The organism is Bacillus sp. FSL R10-2201 (assembly GCF_038008665.1).
In the GTDB taxonomy this organism is placed as follows: domain Bacteria; phylum Bacillota; class Bacilli; order Bacillales; family Bacillaceae_G; genus Bacillus_A; species Bacillus_A mycoides.
The window spans coordinates 3,890,599-3,912,651 of record NZ_JBBOZP010000001.1; the positions used below are offsets into that span (position 1 = coordinate 3,890,599).

Annotated in this window: 28 protein-coding genes; 4 read left to right on the forward strand and 24 right to left on the reverse strand. The window is 36.3% G+C overall.

All coding sequences use genetic code 11. The features are described 5' to 3' along the window. Nucleotides 1-17: 17 nt before the first annotated feature. Together ptsG and glcT are read right to left on the reverse strand one after the other, a co-directional pair. Nucleotides 18-2,081, reverse strand: a complete 2,064-nt coding sequence (gene ptsG, locus NSQ69_RS19960) for a PTS glucose transporter subunit IIABC (protein ID WP_002014901.1) — start codon at nucleotides 2,079-2,081, stop codon at nucleotides 18-20. A 340-nt stretch (nucleotides 2,082-2,421) separates the two neighbouring features. Further along, complete coding sequence (glcT, locus tag NSQ69_RS19965) at nucleotides 2,422-3,270, reverse strand: glucose PTS transporter transcription antiterminator GlcT (protein WP_002033914.1); 849 nt, start codon at nucleotides 3,268-3,270, stop codon at nucleotides 2,422-2,424. A 165-nt stretch (nucleotides 3,271-3,435) separates the two neighbouring features. Here glcT and NSQ69_RS19970 point away from each other — a divergent pair, with 165 nt between their 5' ends. Further along, nucleotides 3,436-4,254, forward strand: coding sequence for a Cof-type HAD-IIB family hydrolase (locus NSQ69_RS19970; RefSeq protein WP_002014903.1), 819 nt, complete (start codon nucleotides 3,436-3,438; stop codon nucleotides 4,252-4,254). Between the two features lie 73 nt (nucleotides 4,255-4,327). On the opposite strand, the gene phnF is transcribed toward NSQ69_RS19970, so the two are convergent. The 6 genes from phnF to NSQ69_RS20000 form a co-directional block, all read right to left on the reverse strand. Then, the gene (phnF, locus tag NSQ69_RS19975) at nucleotides 4,328-5,059 is read right to left on the reverse strand and encodes a phosphonate metabolism transcriptional regulator PhnF (RefSeq protein ID WP_078172874.1); all 732 of its coding nucleotides are present in this window, start codon (nucleotides 5,057-5,059) and stop codon (nucleotides 4,328-4,330) included. Beyond that, complete coding sequence (gene nagB / locus NSQ69_RS19980) at nucleotides 4,989-5,777, reverse strand: glucosamine-6-phosphate deaminase (RefSeq protein ID WP_341099623.1); 789 nt, start codon at nucleotides 5,775-5,777, stop codon at nucleotides 4,989-4,991. Before nagB ends, phnF begins: the two co-directional genes overlap by 71 nt. Before the next feature lie 4 nt (nucleotides 5,778-5,781). Next, nucleotides 5,782-6,924, reverse strand: coding sequence for an N-acetylglucosamine-6-phosphate deacetylase (gene nagA, locus NSQ69_RS19985; protein ID WP_002088433.1), 1,143 nt, complete (start codon nucleotides 6,922-6,924; stop codon nucleotides 5,782-5,784). Between the two features lie 206 nt (nucleotides 6,925-7,130). Beyond that, nucleotides 7,131-8,033: a ComEC/Rec2 family competence protein gene (locus tag NSQ69_RS19990; RefSeq protein ID WP_002128943.1), complete on the reverse strand. Its 903-nt coding sequence runs from the start codon at nucleotides 8,031-8,033 to the stop codon at nucleotides 7,131-7,133. A 78-nt stretch (nucleotides 8,034-8,111) separates the two neighbouring features. Then, nucleotides 8,112-8,684: an SMC-Scp complex subunit ScpB gene (gene scpB, locus NSQ69_RS19995; RefSeq protein WP_002128944.1), complete on the reverse strand. Its 573-nt coding sequence runs from the start codon at nucleotides 8,682-8,684 to the stop codon at nucleotides 8,112-8,114. Nucleotides 8,685-8,840: 156 nt separating this feature from the next. Beyond that, nucleotides 8,841-9,584 (reverse strand): segregation/condensation protein A, encoded by a 744-nt coding sequence (locus tag NSQ69_RS20000; protein WP_002128945.1) that lies wholly within the window; start codon nucleotides 9,582-9,584, stop codon nucleotides 8,841-8,843. A 169-nt stretch (nucleotides 9,585-9,753) separates the two neighbouring features. On the opposite strand from NSQ69_RS20000, the gene NSQ69_RS20005 reads away from it, so the two are divergent. Both NSQ69_RS20005 and NSQ69_RS20010 read left to right on the forward strand, forming a co-directional pair. Next, nucleotides 9,754-9,849, forward strand: coding sequence for a YjcZ family sporulation protein (locus NSQ69_RS20005; RefSeq protein ID WP_000510194.1), 96 nt, complete (start codon nucleotides 9,754-9,756; stop codon nucleotides 9,847-9,849). Between the two features lie 99 nt (nucleotides 9,850-9,948). After that, nucleotides 9,949-10,467, forward strand: a complete 519-nt coding sequence (locus NSQ69_RS20010) for a DUF309 domain-containing protein (RefSeq protein WP_002128947.1) — start codon at nucleotides 9,949-9,951, stop codon at nucleotides 10,465-10,467. Nucleotides 10,468-10,487: 20 nt separating this feature from the next. Here NSQ69_RS20010 and ribT read toward each other — a convergent pair whose 3' ends face one another. Next, nucleotides 10,488-10,856, reverse strand: coding sequence for a GNAT family N-acetyltransferase RibT (gene ribT / locus NSQ69_RS20015; RefSeq protein WP_000908403.1), 369 nt, complete (start codon nucleotides 10,854-10,856; stop codon nucleotides 10,488-10,490). 485 nt (nucleotides 10,857-11,341) lie between these two features. Beyond that, nucleotides 11,342-11,779 carry a peptidylprolyl isomerase gene (locus tag NSQ69_RS20020; protein WP_000853785.1) on the reverse strand — a complete coding sequence of 146 codons (438 nt, stop codon included), beginning with the start codon at nucleotides 11,777-11,779 and terminating at the stop codon, nucleotides 11,342-11,344. Nucleotides 11,780-11,966: 187 nt separating this feature from the next. On the opposite strand from NSQ69_RS20020, the gene NSQ69_RS20025 reads away from it, so the two are divergent. Beyond that, the gene (locus NSQ69_RS20025) at nucleotides 11,967-12,833 is read left to right on the forward strand and encodes a DUF1002 domain-containing protein (RefSeq protein WP_002014912.1); all 867 of its coding nucleotides are present in this window, start codon (nucleotides 11,967-11,969) and stop codon (nucleotides 12,831-12,833) included. A 31-nt stretch (nucleotides 12,834-12,864) separates the two neighbouring features. On the opposite strand, the gene NSQ69_RS20030 is transcribed toward NSQ69_RS20025, so the two are convergent. The 14 genes from NSQ69_RS20030 to dacF form a co-directional block, all read right to left on the reverse strand. Next, nucleotides 12,865-13,668, reverse strand: coding sequence for a Cof-type HAD-IIB family hydrolase (locus tag NSQ69_RS20030; protein ID WP_002014913.1), 804 nt, complete (start codon nucleotides 13,666-13,668; stop codon nucleotides 12,865-12,867). A gap of 94 nt (nucleotides 13,669-13,762) precedes the next feature. Further along, nucleotides 13,763-15,235, reverse strand: coding sequence for a spore germination protein SpoVAF (gene spoVAF / locus NSQ69_RS20035; RefSeq protein WP_002128950.1), 1,473 nt, complete (start codon nucleotides 15,233-15,235; stop codon nucleotides 13,763-13,765). Then, nucleotides 15,222-15,791 carry a stage V sporulation protein AE gene (locus NSQ69_RS20040; protein WP_002088445.1) on the reverse strand — a complete coding sequence of 190 codons (570 nt, stop codon included), beginning with the start codon at nucleotides 15,789-15,791 and terminating at the stop codon, nucleotides 15,222-15,224. Before NSQ69_RS20040 ends, spoVAF begins: the two co-directional genes overlap by 14 nt. Before the next feature lie 5 nt (nucleotides 15,792-15,796). Continuing rightward, nucleotides 15,797-16,147, reverse strand: a complete 351-nt coding sequence (spoVAE, locus tag NSQ69_RS20045) for a stage V sporulation protein AE (RefSeq protein WP_002014916.1) — start codon at nucleotides 16,145-16,147, stop codon at nucleotides 15,797-15,799. Between the two features lie 3 nt (nucleotides 16,148-16,150). Next, the gene (gene spoVAD, locus NSQ69_RS20050; RefSeq protein WP_002128952.1) at nucleotides 16,151-17,167 is read right to left on the reverse strand and encodes a stage V sporulation protein AD; all 1,017 of its coding nucleotides are present in this window, start codon (nucleotides 17,165-17,167) and stop codon (nucleotides 16,151-16,153) included. A gap of 13 nt (nucleotides 17,168-17,180) precedes the next feature. Next, a complete protein-coding gene (gene spoVAC, locus NSQ69_RS20055) occupies nucleotides 17,181-17,639 on the reverse strand; it encodes a stage V sporulation protein AC (protein WP_002128953.1) in 459 nt (152 codons plus the stop codon). A gap of 12 nt (nucleotides 17,640-17,651) precedes the next feature. Next, a complete protein-coding gene (gene spoVAB, locus NSQ69_RS20060; protein WP_016092269.1) occupies nucleotides 17,652-18,068 on the reverse strand; it encodes a stage V sporulation protein SpoVAB in 417 nt (138 codons plus the stop codon). Beyond that, the gene (locus NSQ69_RS20065; protein WP_002067040.1) at nucleotides 18,061-18,681 is read right to left on the reverse strand and encodes a stage V sporulation protein AA; all 621 of its coding nucleotides are present in this window, start codon (nucleotides 18,679-18,681) and stop codon (nucleotides 18,061-18,063) included. The genes spoVAB and NSQ69_RS20065 overlap by 8 nt, the downstream gene beginning before the upstream one ends. A gap of 115 nt (nucleotides 18,682-18,796) precedes the next feature. Next, nucleotides 18,797-18,898 (reverse strand): methionine/alanine import family NSS transporter small subunit, encoded by a 102-nt coding sequence (locus tag NSQ69_RS20070; protein WP_002094424.1) that lies wholly within the window; start codon nucleotides 18,896-18,898, stop codon nucleotides 18,797-18,799. Then, on the reverse strand, nucleotides 18,895-19,059 hold the full coding sequence (locus tag NSQ69_RS20075; RefSeq protein ID WP_165758152.1) for a hypothetical protein: 165 nt from the start codon (nucleotides 19,057-19,059) through the stop codon (nucleotides 18,895-18,897). Before NSQ69_RS20075 ends, NSQ69_RS20070 begins: the two co-directional genes overlap by 4 nt. Further along, entirely contained in the window at nucleotides 19,052-19,810 is a 759-nt protein-coding gene (gene sigF, locus NSQ69_RS20080) for an RNA polymerase sporulation sigma factor SigF (protein WP_002014922.1), read from the reverse strand. The genes NSQ69_RS20075 and sigF overlap by 8 nt, the downstream gene beginning before the upstream one ends. Before the next feature lie 12 nt (nucleotides 19,811-19,822). Beyond that, nucleotides 19,823-20,263: an anti-sigma F factor gene (gene spoIIAB, locus NSQ69_RS20085; RefSeq protein WP_001243400.1), complete on the reverse strand. Its 441-nt coding sequence runs from the start codon at nucleotides 20,261-20,263 to the stop codon at nucleotides 19,823-19,825. Beyond that, a complete protein-coding gene (gene spoIIAA / locus NSQ69_RS20090; RefSeq protein ID WP_002128957.1) occupies nucleotides 20,264-20,614 on the reverse strand; it encodes an anti-sigma F factor antagonist in 351 nt (116 codons plus the stop codon). It lies immediately after the preceding gene. A gap of 165 nt (nucleotides 20,615-20,779) precedes the next feature. Next, on the reverse strand, nucleotides 20,780-21,970 hold the full coding sequence (dacF, locus tag NSQ69_RS20095; protein WP_002088461.1) for a serine-type D-Ala-D-Ala carboxypeptidase DacF: 1,191 nt from the start codon (nucleotides 21,968-21,970) through the stop codon (nucleotides 20,780-20,782). Between the last annotated feature and the right edge of the window lie 83 nt (nucleotides 21,971-22,053).

Below are 22,053 nucleotides of genomic sequence, written 5' to 3' on the forward strand. Positions count from 1 at the left end.
CATTTTGCGTCAAATTCCTACTGAATGTCAATAATAGCGTTTTCGCCCTTCTTAACATTTCCATCTTTTTTCAATTCGACTTGTTGCCCTTGTTGTAAATTCGTAAAGACGATTGGTGTAATAATAGATGGTGCATTTTCTTTTACAAATGCAAGATCTACTTTTAATAATGGTTGTCCTTGCTTCACTTTATCACCTTGTGCTACAAGCGCTTCAAAGCCTTCACCATTTAATTTTACAGTATCAATACCGAAGTGGATTAAAATTTCTTTTCCGCCTTCAGACTGAATACCAATCGCATGTTTTGTAGGGAATACATTTACAATCTCACCATTAACCGGAGAAACTACTGTTCCTTCTGTTGGCTCAATCGCAAATCCATCTCCCATCATTTTCCCTGAGAATACTTGGTCAGGTACTTCTGTAATCGGTAAGATTTTCCCTTCAATTGGTGAAACGATTGTTTCATTTTCATCAACCTGTTGAGGAGCTTCTTCCACTTTTACAGGCGCTTCTTTTTCCACATGAGGTGTACGACCCGACATAATATCATGAATTTGTGATTTTAACGTGTCAGATTTCGGTCCGAAAATAGCTTGAATGTTATTTCCAACTTCAAGTACACCGGCTGCTCCAAGCTCTTTTAAACGGTCTTTATTTACATTTTTTTGTTCGTTAACTTGAACGCGTAAACGAGTAATACAAGCATCTAACGAAGCAATGTTTTCTTTACCACCAAGTGCTACTAATACTTCACGTGGAAGTTCTCCTGCTTCTGTTTTCCCTGCGCCTTCATTAGCATTCGCTACTTCACGACCAGGTGTTTTTAAGTTCCATTTACGGATTGCGAAACGGAATCCGAAGTAGTAAATAACTGCTAGTACAAGACCAACAATAATTACCCACCACCATGCCGTACGACCTGGTAGTACACCGAATAATATGAAGTCAATTAAACCACCAGAGAATGTCATACCAATTTTAACACCTAAAATTTGCATTGTCATAAATGATAGACCAGCGAATACTGCATGAATTCCGAATAATACTGGTGCTACGAATAAGAATGAAAATTCAAGCGGTTCTGTAATACCTGTTAAGAAAGATGTTAATGCAGCAGATCCTAAAATACCAGCTGCTAATTTTTTATTTTCCGGACGTGCTTCATGGTACATTGCTAAAGCTGCTGCTGGAAGACCGAACATCATGAACGGATACTTACCAGTTGTAAATGTACCTGCTGTTAATTCTACGCCGTCTTTTAACTGTGCCATAAAGATTTTTTGGTCACCACGGATTAATTCGCCAGCTGCATTTGTATACTGACCGAATTCGAACCAGAACGGTGAATAGAAAATATGATGTAATCCAAATGGAATTAATGAACGTTCGATTAAACCGAATATAAATGCTGCTATCGTTCTATTTGCATCAATCATTTGATGTGAGAACGTATTTAAGCCACCCTGAATGTATGGCCAAATGAAGCACATGATAATACCTACCACTAAAGAGAATGTTGCAGTTGCGATTGGTACGAAACGCTTACCTGCAAAGAAACCTAAGTATGATGGTAATTCAATGTTGAAGTATTTATTATAACAATATGCCGCTACTATCCCGACGATAATACCACCAAACACTCCTGTTTGCAGCGTTGGAATTCCTAATACGTTTGCATATGCTGGATCTGAAAATCCAATTTTTACTGGATCTGTTCCAGTGCTTGTTACTTTCACTAGTTTATCTACTTCTAAGAATACACTCATCGTTTTGTTCATAATTAAGTATCCGACGAACGCTGCTAAACCAGCTACTCCGTCTCCACCAGCTAAACCGATCGCTACCCCAACTGCGAATAATAGCGCAAGGTTAGCGAAAATAATATCGCCAGATTGTTCCATAATTTTTGCAACCATTACGAACCAATCTGCTTTTAAAGCAGGGATAACATTTGTTAGTTGTGGATTTTGAAATGCATTACCAAATCCAAGTAAAATACCTGCTGCCGGTAAAATCGCTACTGGAAGCATAAGCGCTTTTCCGACTTTTTGAAGAACACCAAAGATCTTCTTAAACATGGAAACCCTTCCTCTCTTATCTATATTGATACTTTTCGACAAACGCCAAAAAGGCATGAGGAAAAAAAAGATAGAACGATAGCTATACAAAGGGTAGTATGTCCCTTTCTTTAGCTTACATTCCCAACTTTTCTCCACTCATGCCTGATCGAATCAGTAACACGTGTCAAAAATAGGATTACGTATAAGTTCACTATAATTAAAGCAAACGTTTTCGTTATTTACCTTAATGTGTTTGTCGAATTTTGTATAACTTTGCAATAGTTATTATACATAACTATTGTAAGCGATTCAATCATTTTTTTTAACGTTTTCATTTTAGACAAAAATATATGTCTTTTTACACATGTTCTGCTTTCACTAATCGTTGTAAATGCATCGTTAAATAAATACTCTCCGCTTCATAAACAGGAAGTTGTAATTCGTTCTGCATTACTTTGACTAGCTTCCACGCCAAATTGTAACAAACTGGATATTCTAATTTTAATAAATCAGCAAAACTTTGTGCTTCTTCTACTTTTTCTCCTTTTTTCACCCGTTCAATAGCATATTGTAAATGGCGAATAAGGCGTAAATAATGAATGCTTTCTTGGTCTAATGTAATTTGTAGGTTTGTCTCAATTAAAGACACAAGTTGTGCAATAAGACGAGAATTTTGATTAACAGAAGATAAATCAGAGTTTGTAAGCGAGCTATAAATATGGAGTGCGATAAAGCCAACTTCTCCTTCTGGTAATGTAATTTGCAAACGAGAATTTAAAAGTTTCACAACTCCTTCAGCAATTTCATATTCCTCTGGATATAGCATTTTCGTTTCAACTAAAAAAGGATTATCTATTGTAAGTCCTTGTTTCAGCCTTTTAATTGCAAAAGAAATATGATCTGTTAAAGCGATATGAATATGTTCATTTAATGGAGACTCCGCTTTTTCTTGAATGTATAACATAATATCATTCATCAATTCAATTAGCTTTTCACTCACATGCGGCACTAAAAGTTTGTATTGTTCTCGATCACGTTCATTTTTTAAAACAAACATTTTCTCAATTTGTTCTTGCTCCAACACATCTTCAGCCTTTTTTCCAAATCCAATTCCTTTACCGATCACTACTACTTCCTCGTGTTCAGGATGGCTAGCAATGATGACATTATTATTTAAAACTTTTTTAATTTCTAGATAATTACTCATATAACACCACCCTCGTACTTAAATAGCCTACTTTTATGTTACAGAACATTCTTCTTTGTCGTCAATGTAAAACATCTACCATTTGATAAAAATTCATTTTTTAGACATGTTTGTATATGATGCGTATAATGTAAGAGCAACTGTACATAGAAAGGAGATAGCAACATGATTAAAATGTTTGTAAGTGATATTGACGGTACAATGATGCAGCATGGAGGTCTGATTGATGAACAGGATGTTGCGGCACTTCGCAGTCTTGCTGAGCAAAATGTTATTCTTTGCTTCGCTTCTGGACGACTTGATAATGAAATCGCAGACTTAATGAAAGCTGTAAATACAAATTTCCATCGTATTAGTGTAAATGGTGTGTTTGTATACACTAATGAAAATAAGCAACTATTATCCGCAAATTTTGATTCCAGCATTCTTCCTGATTTACTAGCTATGACAAATCAAGACCCTTATTTCCGTTATGTAAGTGATGAGCATAATTACTATATTGAAGAAAAGACACCTTTTATTCATGAACTCGAAAAACAAGTAGCAATGACTTCTGTTGAAGAACCAAATTTATTACAGAAAATCGATGATACAATTTTTCCAAATAAAATTTCTATCGGTGGAACAAAAGAAAACTTACAACTCCTTCAAAAAAAGATCGATGAAAAATTCCATGGAAAAGTTAGTACTTTCATTTCAGCTGAACAATGTTTAGATGTAATGCCACCAAATATTAGTAAAGGTTCTGCTATTTCTGTTTTATTACAAGAGTTTCAAATACAACCAGAGGAGGTTGCATGCATAGGGGATTCTTACAATGATATTCCAATGTTTTCCTTAACTCCTCATAGTTTTGCTATGTCTCAAGCTGATGATGCGGTAAAAGAGCACGCTCACTATGTAGTAGATGCTGTCAAAGATGCCGTTAACCAAGTACTTGTTTATAATGAAGAAGCAAATAAAAATACGACTCGATCCTTATAAGGATGAGTCGTATTTTTATTTCTTTACATGTTGAAAACATCAAAGTTCACTGTACTTCACAAACTGAAATATATTACTTGTTACGTGCGATGTTCGTAATAAACTTGTAACGATCCCCACGATAAATACATTTCACATACTCTAACGGTAACTCACCTTCTGAATATGACCATTGACGCATTACAAGTACAGGCGCCTTTTTAGGAATATGCAGATGTTCAGCTTCATTATCCGTTGCAATTGAAGCTTCAATTGATTGAGTAGCGCGAACAAGCTTAAAGCCCAGTTTTTTCTCTAAATGTTCATATAAAGATTGTTGTAATATTTCTTCGTTAATATCTTTCACAAGAGTTGGCGACAAATATGTCGTCTCAAATGCAATCGGTTCGTCATCAGCTAAGCGCGTACGCCTCACTTCATAAACCGATTCTCCCTCTTGTATTCTCAGCCGGTCTGCTATTTTAGCAGTAGCTGGAACTAGGCGGAAACTTAATAACTGGCTGCTCGGTTTCATACCACGAGATATCATATCTTCTGTGAATCCCGTCATTCCTTGCAACTTTTGCTCCACTTTCGGAAGTTGGACGAACGTTCCAATCCCACGTTTCCGGTATAAATAACCTTGTTCCACTAAGTTATTAATCGCCTGTCTGATTGTCATACGACTCACTTCGAACTTATCACAAAGTTCATTCTCAGACGGAATTTTATCTCCCGGCTTCCATTCGCCTTCCTCAATTAGCTGTTTCACCCACTCTTGAATCTGATAATAAATCGGAAATGGTGAATACTTGTCGATGTTCATCAGCAATCGCCTCACTGCATAAAGATAGAGCTTCTGGATCTGCGATTACGGTTACATTCGGATGACGTTGTAAAACTGTAGCAGGACACGCCTCACTATATTCACCTTGCAATAATTCTTTAATAGCTTCTGCCTTTTTAGATCCCATAGCAACAAGTAGAATTTGTTTCGCTTTCATAATACTTCCAATTCCCATTGTAATCGCATGAGTCGGCACATCTTCTTCATTTTCAAAGAAGCGAAGGTTTGCTTGGCGTGTAGATTCTGTTAATTCTACAATGTTAGTTGGAGAATTAAATGGTGTTCCTGGCTCATTAAATCCGATGTGACCGTTTTCACCGATTCCAAGAATCTGTAAGTCAACTGGGTTAGCTACTAGAATGCCTTCATAACGCTTGCACTCTTCCTCTAAATCACTTGCCATCCCATTCGGTACATAAGTTTGTTTAAATGGAAGATGATCAAACAACTGTTCTTGCATGAAATAGTGATAGCTGTTTTTATCTTCGTGTGGTAAATTTACGTACTCATCTAAGTTTACAGTGGTTGCATGACTTGTATCAAGTTTATTTTTTCGCATTTCTGCATAAATACCTAATGGAGAGCTTCCTGTAGCCATTCCTAAAGTTGGATTTTCTTTTGATTTTACAATCTCTTTAATTAACTTATAACCTGCTCCTGCTAATTCTTCTGGAGTTTTTACAACTAGAATATTCATCTAATTACTTCCCTTCCTTCATATGAATTCCTAAACGAACCGTATCATATACATGTAATTCTTCAGTCATAACAACAAAGTCTGCATCTTTACCTACCGCTAACGCGCCTTTATTATTTAATCCAAATTCTTCTGCTTGGTTAACTGATGTCATTAACACTGCCTCCTCGATTGAACATCCTGTAAATTCAATTACATTTCGGAAAGCTTGATCCATTTTTAAAATACTACCAGCTAACGTTCCATCTTCTAATCGGGCACTGCCATCTTTTACATGTACTGGCTGTCCGCCAAGCTCATATAATCCTTCTTCAAGACCTTTTGCACGCATTGCATCTGTAATGACACTTACTTTTTTCGGTCCTTTTAATTTATATGCTAATTTCACCATATCAGGGTGAATGTGAATACCATCTGTAATTACTTCAACCATTACATCTGGATTTAATAACACATGACCAACAACTCCTGGTTCACGATGATGTAATCCACGCATTTGATTGTATAAATGTGTTGCATGTGTAATTTTTCTATTTTTCAGTTGTGCATCAATTGCATCTGTATGCCCCATTGTGCCAACAACACCTGTTTCAGCAAGATACTGTTCAAACTCTAACGCACCTTCTTCTTCCGGTGCATATGTTACTAATTTAATTAAATTACCGCTTGCTTCCTGCCATTGTTTAAATTGCTCGATACTCGCAGGAACAATATGTTCAAGTGGTTGTGCACCCGCACGTTTTTTTGAAACATATGGTCCTTCTAAGTGAATATATTCGAAATGTGCTCCTTTGTCTTTCGCTTCCTTCGCAGCACTTAGCGCCGCTTCAATCGCTTCTGGAGCTTGTGTCATTGTTGTTGGGAAGTAAGTTGTAACTCCTTCTTTTAACATTTCTTTACCAAGAGTTACTAATCCATCGCTATTTGCATCCATCGCATCAATATCGTATCCACCATGAATATGAACATCAATCATACCTGGAATCACAATCTTTCCTGCCACATCTAACACAGTTTCATTTTCTTGTGATACATATTGAGCCATCAAACCAATTTCTTTAACTGTTTCTGTGTAACGAATAAATCCGTTTTCCACTACTTCTTTACCTGTATAAATTTCGGCATTGATGACAACTTGCGTTTTCATTTTCATCGACCCTTTCCCATGAAATACCTACTTATTATTATTACCTTATTCGCCTAATTCCATCTTAATATACACACAAGTAGTTGTCTATACATTCTAATGAAATTTCCTCTTCGTTCAGCGAAAAAAGGAAATTGATTTCTTTTTCATTCTAATATATATTATCCATTTTTACCAAAATGGATAATAACCTCTTATATAATTAGTTACTTAAGTAATGGCATAAGACCGCTTGCCCCCATAGTAATATGTTCACCATCTGTTTCTATTTCCACAGTTCGCTTGTTTGTTCCATATATCATTATACCACGCTGTTTTAATCGTCTTACTACACTCTGATGAGGATGCCCATATGGATTTCTACTCCCGTACGAAAGAATAGCGAATTGTGGATCTACTTTTTTTAAGAATGTTTCACTCGTTGAAGTATACGAGCCATGATGCCCAACTTTTAATACATCTGCATGTACATCAAATTGCTTTAATATTTCATTTTCCGTCCGTATATCAGCATCACCCATTAATAAAAAGTCCGCTTTACCATATCGAATCTTTAACACAATTGAGGACTCGTTATTCTCGTCTTTCGATTTACCATTGTTTAATACTTGTATAGAAACATGTGGATCTAGCGGTATGTATTGTCCTTCCTTCACTGAAATGAAAGGAATGCCCCTTTTTTTAATGTTATTTCGATACGTATGATAAGTAAATGAACTATATGTTTTCCCGCTATCTAATACGAGGGAAACTGGCATTTGCTCTACAATTGGAATAAGTCCTCCTATATGGTCCATATCAGGATGAGTACTTACAATCACATCTAAATGATTAATTCTTTTTTCAATTAGTTTTTGAATAATGACCTCTCCCGCTTCATAAGGACCCCCATCTATTAACATCGTTTGACCATTTGGCAATGTAATAAGTGTCGCATCACCTTGTCCAACTTTTAAAAAACTCACTTTCATTTTACCGAAATGTTGCCGCTGCATATGTATAGAAGACGCAGTATGAATAGACATCATATATCTTTTAGCCGATGCGCTGTTTAACGAAAAACATAATAAAACAGAAACCAACAATAGAATACTCCGTACACCTTTCATAACTCGTCTCCTTTTTTCATTTAGTATGGCACGCTCTGTAATTGATATACAAAAAAAGCTTAGCAAAATGCTAAGCTTTTATTTTGATAATTCCTGTAAAGAACCAAAGAATAAATCTGCTTCATTCATTTGTTCATTTTCTTCCGAAAGAGGTGGTAAATCATCTAATGTTTTCAATCCAAACGTATCTAGAAATTCTTTCGTCGTTCCGTATAAAATAGGGCGCCCTGGTCCTTCCGCTCTTCCCGTTTCTTTTATAAGTAAGTGTGAAACTAACGTTTGTAATGCCTTATCCGTTTTCACACCTCTAATCTCTTCCATTTCTGTCCTTGTAATCGGTTGACGGTACGCAACGATTGCCAACGTTTCAAGAGCTGCTTGAGAAAGTGAAGCCGCGGTTGGAGTATCTATTAATTTTTGATAGTACGAAGCATGTTCTTTCTTTGTTGCAAAACGATACACTTTTGCATATTGTACAATTTGCAAACCGCGATTCGATCCTTCGCATTCTTTTTGCATTTCCTCTATACTGTTTATTACTTCTTCCACTTCAACTTCCAGAACTTTAGCTATCTGTTCCGGATAAATCCCTTCGTCACCTGCAACAAATAAAAGCCCTTCAATAATCGATTTTTGTTCTTTTCTATCCATTTTACGAACTCCTTTCTCCTATTTCCCATAAAAAACACACATAAAAAAACCGAATCACAGTAAATGCGTTCGGTTCAATATTTCTTCTCTCGTTCCAAACGATACATTAAAACCTAACATGAGATAAAATATTTCTATCCCATCTTCACATCAACTCTATACGGATTTATTAGAGCTTGATACGAAAATTTCATCAAAATTATGTTCCTGCTCAATTATGATTTGTTGATTTTTCATTAGCTCAAGAACCGCTAAAAATGTTACAACCATTATTTCACGTTCTTCATCAACAAACAAATCATAAAAGCTTTGACGACCGCCTCTTACTTCTAACTGTTGTAGAATATCAGTCATTCGCTGTGCAATTGGTATTTCTTGGCGAGTAATTCGCGTTGTTACGGGGGTTTTTGCTTTTTTACGACGCATTAGCTTTTGAAATGCCGCTAACATATCATATAACGTAACATCAAGAGGTAAGCTTGTCTCCTCTTCTTGTTGAAATGATGTAAAATCAATTGGCGGACGTGTATATAGCTGTGCTCTTTCTTGTTCTCTTTCTTTTAACTCAGTAGCAACTTGCTTATATTTCTTATATTCAATTAACCTCTCCATCAATTCTTGACGAGGATCATCTATAAAGTCTTCACCGTTATCAGGTACATCTTCTTCTTGTTTCGGTAACAACATTTTACTTTTAATTTGTAATAACGTTGCAGCCATTACTAAATACTCACTGGCAACATCTAATTGTAATTCTTTCATCGTATGGACATAAGATAGATATTGCTCTGTAATTTTCGCTACAGGAATATTATATATATCAATTTCGTAACGATTTATTAAGTGTAACAATAGATCTAAAGGCCCTTCAAAAGCCTCTACTTTAAAATTATACTGCACAAAGCATCCCACCACATTTTTTCTATAACACCATAAGTATAGAGCATACTCATGTTCTATCCAACCTTTTTAAGAAATTTAATTAAAAATAGACCTATGCCCATGTCATAATGCCCACCGCTTCATATGATAACAATGTAGTAAGAACAATGTAGGAGGTCAAAAAACTATGGGTCACGTTGATTGCGGTTTTAGCGGTGGGTTCGCATTACTTGTTGTACTGTTCATTTTACTAATCATTGTAGGAGCAGCTTGCTTCTGCTAATAGGACGCAATAAAGCGACTAGGGATATTTCCCTAGTCGCTTATTGTTAATATTTCTATGATAAACTGTACATATAACCGTTAGACAGGAGCGAATAAAATGTATCCTACCGAGTACATACAATTTTTAATTCATTTTCACGGAGACTATGATTATTTTGAATGTCATGAAATATTAGAAGAGTATTGGAAATTAAAACCTAGAGGAGAACGCGACAATTACTTAGTCGGTCTCATTCAAATTGCTGTTTCCTTATACCATCACAGACGATCCAACTGGAATGGTGCAGAGAAGATGATAAAAAGCGCAATAGCACTTTTAGAAAAGAACAGTACATCTTTACATCAATTAGGAATAGATCATAAACAACTTATGTTCTTATTAAATGAAAGATTACACTATATCCACAAAAAGGAAATTTTTGCGCCGTTATTTTTACCCTTATTAGACGTATCGTTAGAAAAACAATGCATACAGTTATGTAAGAAACAAAACCTCTCTTGGAAAGATGTGAACGTCATTCCTGGTGAATACATCATAAGTAAGCACACATTGCGTGATCGAACAGAAGTCATTTCTGAGCGACACGAGCAACTACAAAAAAGAAAGCAGAGATAATAAACTACTTATCCCTGCTTTCATGAATGTATATTTTGTTCAAGCTCTTTACACTTTTTGCAAAAACTTGCTGTTTGCTCATTTCCGCAAATTGTAAACTCAAGAAATTTACTCTTAAGCTCTTGAACCATCTTCGTCCCAATCCCCATATGACGGTGAGACGGATTCACGCTCAAATGCTGAATTTCCAATACCTGATCTTCTTTTTTTATAATCCCCATTATCCCAACAAAATCTTCATTTTGTTTCCACAAATACAATTGCCAATCCTCTTTCGCTTCATATTCTTTCATTGTCAATTGTAATGTTTTTACATCTTTTTCAGTTGGCATAAATGAAAGAAGCCCCATTGCAATTTTTTCATAACTTTTTTTAAAACGAATTAACATAACCCTTATCCCTTCTTACAAAAGTTACAAACTATTTATCCCCTCAATCACTCTTTTCATATCACATTCATTCTACAATATTTTTACCAGAGTGAGAAGGGGCTGAAACAACTTGATAATCATACAAAGCGTTAAGAAGAAAGTCAAATATATGTTTCCACGCTATTTCTTTCTATTACACCGCTCAAAAAAGAGACAATACTATATAGGAACTAAAAGGAAAATCCCTTTCTCATCACATTTCACTTATTAACCACTTTTGAACAAAGTAGTTCTACCAAAAGCAATATGTTAAGAGAAATACATTTATTGAAGCATATAATTCGTACTCCATCCTATGTATTTTGTTAAAAGTTTGTTCTCATGAACAATATAATTTAACGTTAGTAGCCGCCCTATTTGTGTCATATACTTTAAAATATATACCAATCCCTGTTTATAGGAAATAAAAAAAGAGAGCAAAATCGCTCTCCTTTTCTCGTAACTTATTCTTCCCAAACTTTAACTTCTTTCATTACATCGCCTTGACGCATGTTTAATACTGTTTCAATACCGCTTGTTGCTTTACCGAATACAGTATGTACGCCATCTAAATGCGGTTGTGGCTCATGAACAACAAAGAATTGGCTACCACCTGTATTACGGCCAGCATGTGCCATAGAAAGTGAGCCAACAAGATGTCTATGAGGATTTCCATCAGTTTCACATGGGATAGAGTAACCTGGGCCACCTGCTCCTGTGCCTGTTGGGTCTCCACCTTGGCTTACGAAGCCAGGAATAACGCGGTGGAATGTCACACCATCATAAAATCCTTGCTCTGCTAATTTTTTAAAGTTTTCTACTGTTTTTGGTGCCTCTTCTGGGAAAAATTCTAAATCGATTTTTTCGCCATTTTCCATTAATATGTATCCTAAAGTTTTCATATGTATATGTCTCCTTTCAACTATCTCAGCACTATATTACCATATTCATGACGAGAAACAAAAAGAATCCGACAATCTGCATACTTCTTTTTTGAAATGTGGAAGAAGCTAGGTGACAAATAAGAAAAATATACTATAATAACTGTGTTGCCCGAAAATTTAAGAAAGAGAAAGGGAGCGATTTTTCGTGAAAACGAAATTACTAGCTCTGCTATTAGCTGTAGCCGTATTTATTATGCCAACAGCTTCATTTGCAGACATCATTGAGGGAGAATCAATTGTTACACTAGGAGAAAACTTATCTGAACAACAGAAACAAGATCTTTTGAAAGAAATGAAAGCACCAAAAGATGCACAAATTATTACTGTATCTAATGCGGAAGAACATAAATTTCTAGAGGGCATCGTTCCAAAAGCGCAAATTGGTACGAGAGCTATTTCCTCTTCTATGATTACATACACAAAACCAGGGTCAGGTCTCATTGTACGCTCAAAAAACATTAATTCGATAACAGATGCAATGTACACAAATGCACTTATTACAGCAGGTGTGAAAGATGCAGAGATTCAAATTACTGCACCATTTAAAGTTTCAGGAACTGCTGCTTTAACAGGTTTAATGAAGGCCTATGAAACAACATCAAACAAAGCCATTCCTGAAGAAGTAAAAAAAGTAGCCAATGAAGAAATGGTACAAACAGCCCAGCTTGGTGATAAAATCGGCGAAGAAAAAGCAGTTCAACTTGTTGCAAAAATTAAAGAAGAAATTGCAAAAGAACAGCCAAAAACAACTGAAGATTTACGTACATTAATTAAAAAAATTGCTGATCAACTCGGTATTACATTAACAGATGAACAGTTGGATAGCCTAGTAGCGTTATTTGATAAAATGAAAAATCTTAATATCGATTGGAACCAAGTTGGTAGCCAATTAGAGAAAGCAAAAGACCATGTGTCTGCCTTCTTAGGATCTGAAGAAGGGCAAAGTTTCCTAGATAAAGTAAAAGATTTCTTCTCTAGTATCATTGATTTCGTTAAATCTTTATTCAAGTAAAAAAGAAGCTCGCCAGTGACGAGCTTCTTTTTTATACAAGTAACGGTAATTTCATAATAGCTTCTTCAACCGAACGGACAACATAATTTGCTTTCTCCTTCACATACGGATGAGCATGATGGAGGGTGAAGGAGTGCGGGGTTACTTCAAACATAGAAATATCATTGAAAGAATCTCCAATACATGCAACTTCATTTGCTTCAATTTGTAAATGTTCCATTAATCGCTTCAGAGCGCTTCCTTTACTTACACCTCTTGGCATAATGTCAACATATCGCTTACCCGATATAAAGACTTCCGCTTCGCTATGAAATGTATCTCTCAACTCTTGATCTAATGCTACAATTTTTTCTTCTTCGCCAAAAACAAATAATTTCGCAGGATGTACAGTCTTCCCAAATTCCTCTTCTAACTCTTCGATTTCAGCAATATGCACTCCCATATACTCTTCAAAAGTATGGTGATGTTCATTCTTCCTTTTTGTATATCGCTGCTCATTTGCACAAACAATATCTGCTAGTCCCTTTTTATGTATATATCGATATATTTCCTGGGCAACCCCATCTTCAAAACTCGATTCATGAAATACTTTTCCATCCGGTAGTATCATTGTCGCTCCATTTAAACTAGTTGTGTAATACGGGAACGAAAACCTTTTTACCGCCTCATCAATTCGGTGAGTAAAACGGCCAGAGGCAAAACAAATATTTGTCCCGTTTTCAGCTAGCCAACAAAGCGCTCGTTCATCTTCTTTTTGCATATCATTCATATTGTAAACGAGTGTATCATCTAAATCACTTACAAATAGTTTAATCATGTCCTCTTCCCCTTCCATACACAATATCTACTCTAATTGTACAAAAAAAATGTTTGATTTTTGTTAAAAAAACAATAAATTTTCAATAAAAATAAGCGGAGCATAATCCCGCTTATTTTTGTCTTCGCACATTTTGAGGTCTTACAATACTTGGACGAACCTTTAAACTAGACATAGTTGGACGAAGTAAAATTTTCGTTAACGCGCCCCAATCAAACGGTAAAAACGGCCATAAATACGGTGTTTGCAAGCTTTTTATAGATGTTAAAAATAGAATCAATATCGTCATTCCAATGACAAATCCCATTTCATGAAATATGCCTGTTAAAATAATGACAAACAATTTTCCAATCTTATTCCCAAGCCCTAACTCATAACTTGGCGTAGCGTATGCTCCAATCATAGAAACTGCTACGTACAAAATAACTTCTGGTACAAACAAGCCTACATCAATTGCAATTTGACCAATTAATATGGCAGAAATTAATCCTGCTGCCGACGACAATGATGTCGGTGTATGAATGGCGGCCATTCTTAAAAATTCGAGTCCGACTTCCGCCATCAAAATTTGTAATAAAATCGGTAAATGCGTCATCTTATTTGGTCCAATGAAAGCAAGACTTTCCGGTAAAAGAGTCGGATCAAAAACAAAAACTAGCCAAAATGGCAGTAAGAATAGCGAAAATATAACACCTAAAAAACGTACCCAACGTAAAAATGTACCTACAGCTGGATTTTGTCTAAACTCTTCTGCATGCTGTAAATGGTGAAAATATGTTGTTGGAGTGATCATAGCACTTGGTGATGTATCAACGAGTACTAACACATGTCCTTCTAACAGATGATTTGCTGCTACATCTGGTCTCTCTGTGTATCGGATAAGCGGGAATGGATTATAACCTTGTTTCACTACAAATTCTTCTACCGTTTTATCCGCCATCGTAATCCCATCTACTTCAATATTATTTAATTCTTGTTTTATAATCTTCACTAAATCCGGATTTGCAACATCTTGAACGTATGTAATACAAATATCCGTTTGCGATCTATCCCCTACTCGAATCATTTCATTTCGAAGACGTGGATCGCGTATTCTTCTACGAATTAACGCTGTATTTACAACGATATTTTCAACAAAGCCATCCCTTGCACCACGCACTACCTTTTCTGTATCTGGTTCTGTCGGTGTCCGGCCCGGATAACTACGAACATCTATTGCGAACGCTTCAGTTTCACCTTCCACAAATATAACAATGAGTCCTGATAATACTTGGAGCATTACATCATCCATCGTTTTTACTTTACTTACTTGTTGATGAATTAAACGATTCTCTAAAAGCTTTACTGTATCTTCTTCTACATCCCTTATTTCATTTGTATCCACCGCTTCTTCTAAAATAGGGATAATATAATTCGTATCACAAAGTCCATTTACAAATAACACACCAATTTCTTTATTTAAAATTTGAAATTTACGAATACCAACATCGTATGTAACACCAAGTCCAACTGTTTGCTTTAAATAATTTTCATTATCACTTAAAAAAGATGAAATCGGGATATTCACTTTTTTAGGCTTCGTCATAAAACCCACTCCTTTCCAAAATTAATTGAATCGCTTTTCTAGTAATAGGTGATCCTCTCTCCCATTCATCATTTCCGCACATCTTGCCAATATCACCGACCCCCACTATGACAGGAACATTCAGACCATCTAAACAATAAATCGTATCCCCACTAATCCTGCCAATTTCACCATCTGGGAGTCCAAATTTATCAACGCCATATTCTGTCAAATTCCCATTCCGATCTACACTTACATCTACACGCGCCCATTCCCAATGATGTGTATTAGATGCTACTGCTAAAATACCGAGTACATCAACTTGTTTATGTGTTGCGACATACTTTAACGCCTTTTCACCAGATCCTTCTCCTATAAATCCGCTGTCATCAAACATGACAAATACAGGGTCATATGGCGTTTGCATAATAAGCTCAACAACTTTCTTCCCTGTCAATTTGGTCGGATTACTTTGCGATGCTGAAATACACCTCCCCCCAAATTCCTTTGTTAACAGCTCAATTGTCCGCTTTGCATATTCATCTCCATCTGTGACCAAAACAACCCTTCGTCTCATTTGATTTATCCTTTCGGTTTACATATAAGTGCAACAAAAAATGAAAATAATATCGCTGCTGAAATCCCCGCAGACGTTAAGCTAAACATACCGATTCCAATTCCTAAATATCCATGTTTTTCTGCCGCATGCATTGCCCCGTGCAATAGTGAGTGTCCAAAACTTGTAATAGGGACTGTTGCCCCAGCACCTGCAAATTTTATAAGCTTATCGTACAATCCGAATCCGTCTAAAATAGCTCCGGCGACTACAAAAGTTGCCATTAAATGTGCCGGTGTTAACTTTGCGAAATCTAGCAACACTTGTCCAATTACACAAATAGCTCCTCCTACAAGAAATGCATATATAAAATCCACAATTCACTCTCCTTTAACGCTTTCAAACACAACACCATGCGCAATCGTTGGAATCGTTTCCTTCTGTTGTATCATCATGGGGCTTAATAGAGCTCCAGTTGCAACAACAAAAATTCTTTGTAAATTCCCTTTTTGCATTTCACTCAATAAATGGCCGTATGTTACAACAGCTGAACAAGCACAACCACTGCCCCCTGCAAACACTTCTTCTTGATTTGAATTGTAAATCATTAATCCACAATCATTGTATACATTCCCCAAATCATACCCTTCCTCAAGTAAAAGTTGTTTCGCAATTGGTGTCCCAACAGCCGATAAATCACCAGTAACAATAAGATCATAATCAGCTGCACTTCTTCTCAAATCTTCAAAATGTTGTTGAATTGTATGAGCAGCAGCTGGTGCCATCGCTGATCCCATATCTAAAGGATTAGCAATTCCTAAATCTTGCACTTTACCAATTGTTGCTGCTGTTATTTTAATTGCACTCTCCTCATTGCTAATTAATATTGACCCTGCTCCGGTAACAGTTGAGTTTGCTGTCCCTGGCTTTTGTCCTCCGTATTCTGTTGGGGAACGAAATTGTCTTTCAGCCGTCGCATTATGACTACTTACTGTAGCTAAAATACGATTCGCAAATCCACCATCTATAAAAGCTGATCCAATCGCCAAAGTTTCCATTGACGTCGCACAAGCGCTGAACATCCCTAAAAAAGGAATACCATACTCACGAGCAACATAATTTGCTGTCACTGTTTGGTTTAATAAATCTCCCGCTAAAAAGAAATCAATTTGCGATTTTTTTATATTCCCTTTTTGCATCGCTTGTTGAATTGAGTCTGACATTAACCTTCGTTCAGCAAGTTCCCAGTTTTCCTCTCCGCAATGTAAGTCAGAATATGAAATATCAAAATCCTTTCCAAGAGGGCCTTCAGCTTCTTTCGGACCGACAGCAGTACCAGTTGCATTCACGAAGATATCATTTTGAAATACCCACGTTTGTTTTCCTGTCAATCTCATACCCACCCCTCCTTTAAGACATTAAAATTTGAAATGTATATCTTATTAACCCGATAATGTATGCACCGACGACTCCAAATACAATGACACTTCCTGCAAGCTTAAACATGTTAGTAGCGATTCCTAGAACAATCCCTTCACTCCTATGCTCTAGTGCGGCACTCGCCATAGAATTCGCAAATCCAGTAACTGGTACTGCTGATCCCGCTCCAGAAAACTGCCCGATTTTATCATATACACCACACCCTGTTAAAATCGCTGATAGTAAAACAAGAGTTGCAACTGTAGGGTTTCCTGCCTCTTTCTCACTAAAGTGAAAGTAATGTATATAAAATTTCATCAACACTTCTCCAACCGTACAAATGAGTCCACCAACAAGAAATGCCTTCACACAATTTATGAAATAGTTCGGTTTTGGATGGTACTCCTTCACTTTATTTATGTAATCGTCCTTCAATTTTCGCCCTGCCATATATATTGCCTCCTACTTTACGAAATAAATCCAGTGAAACAACGAGCCTATTACTTTCCCAAGTACAAGAGCAACGAGTAAAACAATAATTTTCTCCTCTACCCTTACTCGTTTCGCTAAAATAGGTAAAACGTTTAACACTTCCGTTAACGCCGCAGCGAGCATTCCAATGAATGTGCCACAAAATATCCCTAATATAACAAGCCAATATTGTGACGTTTGAAATGTAATATTTTTCAAACTACACCAAGCCCCTGTTAAAGTACCTGCAATGACCGCCCACTCAAAGTATTGAATATGCTTTCCACTTCTCGTTAATTGAGCTAAACGAGGGATTATACCAAGTACAGCTAAAAACGCGACATATCCGCTACCTACTGCAATCCCTCCAGCTAAGCCAATTAATACAACAAATGCACACTCAATCATCAGCAATCTGTTTCATATTATCCTTGTTTTCATGAACAATTACATATTGATCAAGCGACTGCTGATATTGAAACATCTCAACTTCTAACGGGCTCGGCTCTTCATTAATTCTCTTTTGAAATACATGATTAAAAAATAAGACCATACCTAATCCAAGACCTAATGAATAAGGAATTTGAAATAAAAGTGGTTGCGCCTTAAATTCTCCAGTAATCATGTAATATAACCGTTGGTGTACTTGTTGCATACTTACATCCTCATGGAAATAAATTATTGCAAGGGCCGCTCCAATGAAAAGTAACAACCATACAAGTCCGAAGAAAACCGGATGCACTTTCTTTTTTTCGTATATAATTTCAACAAGAGTTTGTCCAGAACCAAGTAAATTAATTTGTATGTGAGCCGCTTTTTGTTGAATAATCTCAATCACTTTCATAACATCAATTACAACATGTGTTTTATCATGCGCTGTTATTTTGTAGACTATTTCATTTTGTAACAACTCAACTACAAAAGAATCTCCGGCAAGTTGAGCAACATCGCTCAGCTTTACTTCATACGTAGGAGACACTTTTAAGCGATTGCGCATTTTAATATAAATCGTTTGTTCCAATTTTCATTCACCCCTTCACTCTTCCTCGTAGTTGTAGTATGGTTATTGGAATTTTTTCTAATACAATTTTTTCATAAAAAAACATCTGTACCATTTCGGGACAGATGTTTTTAGCTTATGCCTTTTTCTTAAATAAATTTGCAATACTTAATGCAAGTCCTCCCCAAATGACTACCATACCTATAACCATCATCATAATCGCTGATCCACTCATCATGAAACACCTCGGTCCTTCCATTCTTTTTCAAGCTGGACAGAGTCTGAATGTATTTGTGCATTCCATTTTTTCAGACCAATAACTAACGCGACTAGAAGGAATGCTGCCGCTATCGACCAACCATACGTTACAACAAAAAAATCGAATAGATAGCTATTCATCTATTCGATCTTTCATCTGTTTTAATATTTTCTTTTCAAGTCTTGAAACTTGTACTTGCGAAATGCCTATTCGCTCCGCTACTTCTGATTGGGTTTGGTCTTTATAATAGCGCAAATACACAATTAGCCTTTCTCGTTCATCCAATTCTCTAATTGCTTCTTTTAAAGCAATTTTATCAAACCATTTCGTTTCCGATTGATCTGCAATTTGATCTAAAATAGTAATTGGATCTCCGTCGTTTTCATACACAGTTTCATGTATCGACGAAGGAGCACGACTCGCTTCTTGCGCCAGAACAACTTCTTCCGGCGTTAGTTCAAGAGCCTGTGCTACCTCATTAATCGTTGGAGCCCTTCCAAATTCTTTCGAAAGCTCGTCTCTCATCTTTCGGACTTTGTTTCCTGTTTCTTTTAAAGATCTACTTACTTTCACTGATCCATCGTCACGTAAAAATCGTTGTATTTCACCGATAATCATTGGAACTGCATATGTTGAAAATTTCACGTCGAAAGATAAATCAAATTTATCTACCGATTTTAAGAGTCCAATACATCCAATTTGAAATAAATCGTCTGGTTCGTATCCTCGATTAAGAAATCGCTGTACAACCGACCATACGAGACGCATATTACTTTGAACGATTGTATCTCTCGCTTGTTGATCTCCATCTTGACTTTTTTGAATTAACGCTTTTAGCTCGTGGTCCTTTAACTGAGGTTTCTTCTTCTCATTTCTGACCTCTATGTCCATTGGCTATTCTCCTTAATTGCATAGAGCGTTACTATTTGATAAGTATTTTGTCAAATGGATTGTTGTCCCGAAAGATTCGTTTGAAATAACTTCTACTTCATCCATAAAATTTTCCATGATAGTAAATCCCATTCCGGAACGCTCTAATTCAGGTTTAGTTGTAAAAAGGGGTTGTCTTGCTTCATCTAAGTTAAAGATACCAATCCCTTCATCTCGAATCGTGAGTTTCACCATCGCTTCTTCCAAAATCACTGAAATATAAACAACACCTTCTGCATTTCCTTCATACCCATGAATAATTGCATTTGTAACCGCTTCTGACACAACTGTTTTAATCTCTGTTAGTTCTTCCATCGTCGGGTCTAATTGCGCAATAAAAGCAGCTACCGTAACACGAGCGAATGATTCATTCTGACTTAACGCTGAAAATTGAAGGTTCATTTCATTTCTCATCTACGCCACCCCCAACGTCGCGAGCGCATGCGCTTCACTTTCTTCTAAACGAACAATTTTGAATAGACCTGACATTTCAAATAAACGTTTAACGGGCGGTGAAATTGCACAGACAACCATCTCTCCACCTAATCCCTTTACATGTTTATATCGGCCTAATATAACGCCTAAACCAGAACTATCCATAAATGTTAAGTTCTCTAGGCTCAAAATAATATGATGAACACCATGTGTCTCAATCATATCTGTGACTTTCGTTCGCAACTCTTCAGCAGTATGATGATCTAACTCGCCCTCTAGCCTCACACATAAGACGTCACGTTTTACTTCTAAATGCATGGAAAGACTCACACGATTTCCTCCTTATGCTCAAACTTTACTCATTAACATAAGATTTTCGTGATATAAAATCAGAATCCTTCCTACTGACAAAAGAAGAACTATTTCGTCATAAAGTGAAACCTTTCAGCAATTATTTCAGTAAATACGAACAGAAAAACATCAAAATTCCCGCCGCTATTTTGATGTTGAAAACATCCCAAAACTTCTTTTAAATAACTCCCACCAGCTCGCTGCCTCAACATCTTCTTTCGCTACAATTGTTTGTTTTAATAAAACATCTTTATCTCTTTTAATAACAAGTGTGCCAAGTGCATCACCTTTTTTAATCGGTGCCTTCACTTTCTTTTCAGCAATCACTTCTTGTTTAACTTTGTCCATATTTTCGCCCTTCTTCATAAGAAGAGACACATTGTCTGACGCAACTAAATCTACTTTTTCTTCCTTACCTTTTCCTACTTGTACAGTCTTAATTTTCTCACCACGTGTATATAATTTCTTTGTCATGTATTGTCCAAATGCATAATCAAGAAGCTTCGTTACTTGATTGTTCCGCTCTTTTGATGTAGGTGCTCCCATTACAACTGAAATAACACGCATACCATTTTTCTCAGCCGATGCCGTTAAACAATATTTCGCTTCTGTCGTAAAGCCTGTTTTCACTCCATCTACTCCAGGATAAAAACGTACTAGCTTATTCGTATTAACAAGCCAAAACTTCTTATCCGTATTTTCACGTAAATAGTCTTCATATTTACCTGTGTATTTTCGAATAAGTGGATACTTCATCAACTCTTTCGCCATAATAGCCATATCATTCGCTGTAGAATAATGATCTTTCGCTGGAAGACCTGTCGGATTTTGAAAATGTGTATTTTTCAATCCTAGATCTTTCGCTTTTTTGTTCATCATATTTACGAAACCTTCTTCTGAACCAGCGATATGCTCAGCTACTGCAACCGATGCATCATTTCCAGATGCAATTGCAATGCCCTTTAACATTTCATTTACAGTCATCTCTTCCCCAGGTTCTAGAAAAATTTGTGATCCGCCCATTGAAGCTGCGTGTTCACTCGCTCTAACTTTATCGTTTAGTTTTAGTTTTCCTTTTTCAACTTGTTCCATAATTAATAGCATTGTCATAATCTTTGTCATACTAGCAGGTGGTAACTTTTCATTCGGATTTTTATCAAACAAAACTTTACCTGTATCTTGCTCAATTACGATCGCTGACGACGCTTGTTCCGCTAACTTCGGCGTGGTTTCTTCTGTTTTTTCCTGCTTCGTTTTCTCAGATTGTGCGAAACTAACTGAAGTACCAGAAAGCAATAACATGAAACAAACAAGTATTCCAAAAACTCGCTTCATGACTAACCCTCCATTCTATATCAAACTTATTTTTTCCAATTTATACATTTTTAATACCATATTTTTCTATTATTTTCAGTTGA